At 32.1% G+C, this 6,467-nt stretch carries 5 protein-coding genes; 3 read left to right on the top strand and 2 right to left on the bottom strand.

Annotated elements, in window-relative coordinates; genetic code table 11:
* Positions 1-160: 160 nt before the first annotated feature.
* Positions 161-1,066 carry a DUF72 domain-containing protein gene (locus tag BUB70_RS13770; protein WP_073122613.1) on the bottom strand — a complete coding sequence of 302 codons (906 nt, stop codon included), beginning with the start codon at positions 1,064-1,066 and terminating at the stop codon, positions 161-163.
* Positions 1,067-1,256: 190 nt separating this feature from the next.
* On the opposite strand from BUB70_RS13770, the gene BUB70_RS13765 reads away from it, so the two are divergent.
* From BUB70_RS13765 to BUB70_RS13755, 3 genes are read left to right on the top strand one after another with little or no spacing between them, the layout of a single operon-like run.
* A complete protein-coding gene (locus BUB70_RS13765; RefSeq protein WP_073122611.1) occupies positions 1,257-2,510 on the top strand; it encodes a Y-family DNA polymerase in 1,254 nt (417 codons plus the stop codon).
* Positions 2,510-2,932, top strand: a complete 423-nt coding sequence (locus BUB70_RS13760; protein WP_073122609.1) for a LexA family protein — start codon at positions 2,510-2,512, stop codon at positions 2,930-2,932. The genes BUB70_RS13765 and BUB70_RS13760 overlap by 1 nt, the downstream gene beginning before the upstream one ends.
* A 1-nt stretch (position 2,933) precedes the next feature.
* The gene (locus BUB70_RS13755) at positions 2,934-3,701 is read left to right on the top strand and encodes an arginine deiminase-related protein (RefSeq protein WP_073122606.1); all 768 of its coding nucleotides are present in this window, start codon (positions 2,934-2,936) and stop codon (positions 3,699-3,701) included.
* 40 nt (positions 3,702-3,741) lie between these two features.
* On the opposite strand, the gene BUB70_RS13750 is transcribed toward BUB70_RS13755, so the two are convergent.
* On the bottom strand, positions 3,742-6,315 hold the full coding sequence (locus BUB70_RS13750; RefSeq protein ID WP_073122603.1) for an ATP-dependent Clp protease ATP-binding subunit: 2,574 nt from the start codon (positions 6,313-6,315) through the stop codon (positions 3,742-3,744).
* Positions 6,316-6,467: the final 152 nt, after the last annotated feature.

Here is a 6,467-nt window from a genome sequence, read left to right as displayed (position 1 = left end):
CCTATTAGCGCAGATGGTACTAGCAATTGCTGGGAGAGTATGTCATCGCCTTTTTTTAGAAACCTCATTCATCTTTTTGAATGAGGTTTTTTTTTGAACTATATTTTAATGAAGAAGAGTATCAGATATATAAAGATTGTTAGAGGAGTTATAACTTTTGTTAAAAATCAAAAAGGGTTTGCTGTAGACCTTTAATATCTGATAATGTTTTGGGAACTTTTATGTTTAAACCTAATCTTTTATTTAGATTTTTGATAAAGTAGGAGGATAATAATACTGACTCTATTTCTATATTTTGATGAATAAAGAAGGAAATAGATTCAATACCTTTTTTTGACCAGTGTTCTATCCGGTCAATCCATTCATCTAGTCTTTTATAATCTGAAGAATGGTTTGAGCCTACAAAACGAATGAAAACTTTTGAATTGGTTAATCTCATGTGTAACAAATCTCTCCTTCCAGCTGTGTCGGTAATAATATTACTAATGTTTTTGTTTTGGTATAGCTGATATAATTGGGAAGCTACATTAGTATTATACCAATCTGTATGGCGAAGTTCTATAGCAAGAGGAATTTGTGCTGGCCATGTTTCTATAAAGTCTTTTAGTTTTATAAAATTTTGTGGACTAAATTCTTCGTGCATTTGTAGAAAAACAGTACCTAATTTTTCTTTTAAGCCAATTACTTGATTTAAAAATATTTCTGTGATAGGATAAGAGCCATCATCTAATTGATGGTCATGCGAAATACTCTTGGTGATTTTAGGATAGAATTTAAAATCTATGGGTGTTTTATCGTGCCATTTTTGAAATTGTTCTAATGGATATAAATTGTAAAAAGTAGCATTTAACTCTATGCTGTTAAATTGAGTACTATAATATTTTAATTCGTCTTTAGTTCCTTTTGGGTAAAAGCCTTTTAAATCTTGTTTATTCCATTTGGCACAGCCGATATAAAAATCAGTTTTGCCTATAAATGAGTTGTTAAATACTGTAGAAGTATCTATATGATCTTTGGGTAGAGTGAAATCTATTGTTTCAGGATTGGGTACTTTTCCGAATTGCATGGTGTAAAAATACAAATCTAATTTTAGTTTGCGTTAGTGATGGAACGGTGTGTTTGAGCTCTTTTAAAAGGTTCATCGACTTCGATCGTATACCTTTTAAAAAGCGAGTAGTGAGAGCACGACCCGATAGGGGAACGCCCAAATTTTTTAATGCATGTATATAACAGTGTTTTGATTTACCTTTGCAAATATGTACGGAATTGTAGATTGTAATAGTTTTTACGCATCGTGTGAACGAGCTTTTAGACCTAACTTGATTGGGAAGCCCATTGTAGTTTTATCAAACAATGATGGTTGTGTGATTGCACGTAGCAAAGAAGCAAAACCATATGTGAAAATGGGAGCTGTTGCTTTTAAAAGTAAAGAGGATTTTAGAAAAAATGGGATTCATGTTTTTTCGTCTAACTATGCTCTGTATGGGGATATGAGTTATAGGGTGATGACCATTATTAGTAAATATGTGGACGATATTGAGCCATATTCTATAGATGAAGCTTTTTTTAAGCTTGAAAATGTAACATCGCAAGAGGCTGAATTGATAGGGAAACAGATTCAGAAAGAAGTGATGCAACAATTAGGTTTGCCAGTAAGTGTTGGAATTGCAGCGAGTAAAGCATTGGCTAAATTGGCTAATAATATTGTAAAAACATACCCTGAGCAAACCAAAAATGTATATGTAATTGGTACGGAAGAACAGCGTTTAAAAGCATTAAAGTGGACTAATATTGATAATGTTTGGGGAATTGGAAGGAAATTGACTAAAAAGTTACAAGAAATGAATATTAAAAAAGCTTATGACTTTACATTATTGTCTGATGAATTAGTTCGTAGAAAATTTTCTGTGGTGGGTTTGCGTCTGAAGCATGATTTAGAAGGAAAACCAACAATTGGTTTTGAAGAAGTACATGATAAATATATGATTGCTACCACACGTAGTTTTCCTAATGTTTTATCGGACTTAAATGAAATTGAAGAACGTGTAGCTACCTTTGCTAATAGTTGTGCAGAAAAGTTAAGGAAACAAAAAAGTGAGTGTTCGGGAGCTTATGTTTTTTTAAGATCTAATAGGTTTGGAAAAGAGTATATGAAAATAGGAGCTATGGTTCATTTTGGTTTTGCTACAAGTTCTAGTATTACTATTACCAAAGGTGTTTTAGAAAAATTACGTGAAATTTTTAAAGAAGGATATACTTATAAAAAAGCAGGCGTTATTTTGGTATCGATAAGCCCGAATAATAGTCATCAAATAAGATTGTTTGGTGATGAAAATCCTAAACATCAATTATTGATGCAAGCTATGGATAAACTGAATAACAAAATGGGACAAGGAAAATTAAAGCTGGCCAATCAAGATATTAAGAAGACTTGGAAAATGAGACAAGAGCATTTGTCTCCACAATACACCACTAAGTTTAGTGATATTATTACTGTAAATTGTAAATAATGATATTAACGTTTTATAAATATGAATTTAATGGATTTGTAAAAGTCCCTTTTGTAGAAGATGGAATTAAAGCTGGATTTCCATCGCCAGCAGAAGACTTTCAAGGAAAAAGAATTTCCTTAGATGAGGAATTGATTAAAAATGAAACCGCTACTTTTTTTGCTAAAGTGGATGGAGATTCTATGCAAGAGGCTGGAATGTCTGATGGAGATTTGTTGGTAATAGATAGAAGCTTGGAACCTCAAAACGGAAAAATAGCAGTTTGTATGTTAGATGGTGACTTTACCGTGAAAAGATTAAGGGTTCAAGAGGATGGTGTATATTTGGTTCCTGAAAATAAAAGTTATCCAGAGATAAAAGTAACAGAAGATCAAGAATTGGTGATTTGGGGAATAGTAACCTATGTGATTAAAAAATTATAGTATGATATTGATAGATTTTAGGAATTGGATTTTTGATAAATCCTTAGGTTTTTTACCCAATGCACAAAAGGAATTGTCACAAAGAGATTTTGATACGCTTACAAAAAACTCTGATTTTAAAATCTTGAATTTAGGAGCTGTAAAACTTTTAAGTATTTCTAATTTATTTTTTAAAAACAAGGAACAGATTGCCGTTTCTCCTCTTAAAAATATTGAGACTTATTATGAAACAATAGATAAAGTTTTAGAGATAGAAAACAAAGAAACTATTGACTATACCGAGGCTGCTGAGGAAGAGATTTATTTTTACGGACAAAATAGTTTGGTTTCGCATTTGGCTTCTGAAATAGCTTTGTGTGGAATTAATGAAAATACCGATGAATCTTTATTTGAAGAATATTGCGAAGATTTTGAGTTGACTCCTTTTAGTTTTGATTTACCAGATAATATCCTAACAAGTGATATGACTTGTTTTGTAGGAAATACGTTGTTGATTTGTTTAGCGTATATAAAAGATAAAAAAGTAAAGAAAGATTTATTTTCTCTCTTAAAAGCAAACAGAATTAGTACTATTACTTTTACAAAAGAACAAGTAGAGAATGGCGTTTTTGATATGAAGCCAGTGGGGGATAAATTGATACTGACTCAAAAAGCATATGATGTATTTACAGAAGACCAAAAAAATGCACTCTCCGAAATAAAAACAGAAATCATAAAAATTCCATTTTTGGACAAAGCAGGAATAAAATTGAGAGATATTATTTTATAACATAAAAAAAGGATGAACTGTTAAGTTCATCCTTTTTTGCTTATTCTTTAATTTCAGAATTTTCTTGATGTTCAATAGAAATGGTTAACTCTTGTTTTTCTTTATCCAGTTCCATTTTAATAATGTCTCCATCATTTAAGTTAGCGTTTACTATTTCTTCAGCTAAGGCATCTTCAATATATTTTTGAATAGCTCTTTTTAAAGGTCTAGCACCATACTTTTTATCAAATCCTTTCTCTGCTATATAATCTTTAGCTTCGTTGCTTAAAATTAAAGTATATCCTAAGCCGCTAATACGTTTGGTTAATTTAGATAACTCAATATCTATAATTCTGTGAATATCTTCTCTTTCTAAAGCATTGAATAAAATAACATCATCAATTCTGTTTAAGAATTCAGGAGCAAAAGATTTTTTTAAGGCACCTTCAATCACACTTTTAATATGATCATTGGTTTGTGCAGCTTTAGAAGCAGTTCCAAAACCAACTCCTACTCCAAAATCTTTTACTTGACGTGCTCCAATGTTAGAAGTCATAATAATGATAGTATTTCTAAAATCAATTTTACGACCTAAACTATCGGTAACATATCCATCATCTAAAATTTGTAAAAGCATATTGAATACATCAGGGTGTGCTTTTTCAATTTCGTCTAACAATACAATTGAGTATGGTTTTCTTCTAACTTTTTCGGTTAATTGTCCACCTTCTTCATATCCTACATATCCTGGAGGTGCTCCTACCAATCTAGAAATTGCAAATTTTTCCATGTATTCACTCATGTCAATGCGAATCAACGCATCTTCAGAGTCAAACATTTCTGTAGCTAATACTTTTGCTAATTGTGTTTTCCCTACTCCTGTTTGACCTAAAAAGATAAATGATCCAATAGGTTTGTTAGGATCTTTTAATCCAACACGGTTACGTTGAATGGCTTTTATAACCTTTGCAACAGCTTCATCTTGTCCAATAACTTTTCCTTTAATGGTACTTGGTAAGTCTCTAAGTTTAGAACTTTCGGCTTCGGCCACTCTACTTACAGGAATTCCTGTCATCATAGAAACTACTTCTGCAACATTTTCTTCGGTAACTACTTCTCTATTTTTTCTAGCAGCCTCTTCCCACTGTTGTTGAGCAGATGCCAGAGCAGCTTCCATATTTTTTTCGTCATCTCTTAACTTGGCCGCTTCTTCATATTTTTGACCGTTAACAGCTTTTGTCTTTTTGTCTTTGATGTTTTCTAACTCAGCCTCAAGTTTAATAATTTGCTTAGGCACCACAATATTTGTGATGTGGATTCTAGATCCAGCTTCATCTAAAGCATCAATAGCTTTGTCTGGTAAAAAACGATCAGTCATGTAACGATTCGTTAATTTTACACAAGCAACAATTGCTTCATCTGTAAAAGTTACATTATGATGGTCTTCATATTTACCTTTGATGTTATGTAATATTTGAATGGTTTCTTCTTCGGTAGTAGGTTCCACAATTACTTTTTGGAAACGTCTTTCTAAAGCTCCATCTTTTTCAATATTTTGACGATATTCATCTAAAGTGGTAGCACCAATACATTGAATTTCACCTCTTGCCAACGTAGGTTTTAACATGTTTGAAGCATCTAAAGAACCTGTAGCTCCTCCGGCACCTACGATGGTGTGAATTTCATCAATGAATAAAATGATATCATCATTTTTTTCTAATTCATTCATCAAAGCTTTCATTCTTTCTTCAAACTGACCTCTATATTTTGTGCCAGCAACAAGGCTTGCCAAGTCTAAAGAAACCACACGTTTGTTGAATAAAATTCTAGAAACTTTACGTTGCACAATTCTTAAGGCCAAACCTTCTGCAATGGCAGATTTACCTACTCCAGGCTCACCAATTAACATAGGGTTGTTCTTTTTACGTCTACTCAAAATTTGAGAGACACGCTCAATTTCTTCATTACGACCAACAACCGGATCTAACTTGTCTGTTTCTGCTAAGAAAGTCAAGTCACGTCCAAAATTATCTAATACAGGAGTTTTAGATTTTTTGTTTGGATTAGGTGTTTGCGGTTGACTTCTTTCGAAAGAACCTGTATTTCCGCCAGAAAAATCTTGAGAACTTTCGTTGGTTGGGCTACCAAAGGTGTCTTCAATAGCTTCATCAAGTTCTTGTTCATCATCTTCTCCTTGAGACAATTGTTTGTATAAAGATTTTACATCATTGTAAGTAATGTGCAACTTGTCTAATATTTTAGTAATTGGGTCATTTTCATTTCGTAAAATACAAAGCAGTAATAAAGCAGTATCAACAGTAGTACTGTTATACAATCTAGCTTCTAAAAAAGTAGATTTTAAAGCTTTTTCAGCTTGTTTGGTTAAATGAAGGTTTCTTCTTTCTCCAGCAGGTATAGGTAAGCTAGAAATAGGATGTAAAGCCTCCACCTTGTGTTTTAAATACTCAAGGTTTACATCTAACGCGATTAGCATATCATTAGCCTTGCTAGTTTGATTACGAATAATACCTAGCACCAAATGCTCAGTACCAATAAAGTCATGACCTAGTCTGATAGCCTCTTCCTTACTGAAACCAATCACATCTTTTACTTCTTGTGAGAAATTATCATCCATATTCTATCGTTTTTAAGATTAGGTTCTACGTAAATTTAGTAGATTTTTTTTAGATAAATTACAAATTACCTGCCATTGTTAAAAGAAGACAAACTGTCTTGTTTTTATTTTATTGTAAATCAGTGTGTTGTGGGTTTAATATGTTGATAAAA

Origin of the sequence: Wenyingzhuangia marina (assembly GCF_900130035.1) — a bacterium.
Taxonomy (GTDB): domain Bacteria; phylum Bacteroidota; class Bacteroidia; order Flavobacteriales; family Flavobacteriaceae; genus Wenyingzhuangia; species Wenyingzhuangia marina.
The sequence above is the reverse complement of the archived record's forward strand: the minus strand, read 5'-3'. Positions and strand labels throughout refer to the sequence as shown.

Coding starts and splice junctions, on each gene's coding strand:
- BUB70_RS13770 (WP_073122613.1), bottom strand. CDS start 1,066: ATGCAATTCGGAAAAGTACCCAATCCTGAAACAATAGATTTCACTCTA.
- BUB70_RS13765 (WP_073122611.1), top strand. CDS start 1,257: ATGTACGGAATTGTAGATTGTAATAGTTTTTACGCATCGTGTGAACGA.
- BUB70_RS13760 (WP_073122609.1), top strand. CDS start 2,510: ATGATATTAACGTTTTATAAATATGAATTTAATGGATTTGTAAAAGTC.
- BUB70_RS13755 (WP_073122606.1), top strand. CDS start 2,934: ATGATATTGATAGATTTTAGGAATTGGATTTTTGATAAATCCTTAGGT.
- BUB70_RS13750 (WP_073122603.1), bottom strand. CDS start 6,315: ATGGATGATAATTTCTCACAAGAAGTAAAAGATGTGATTGGTTTCAGT.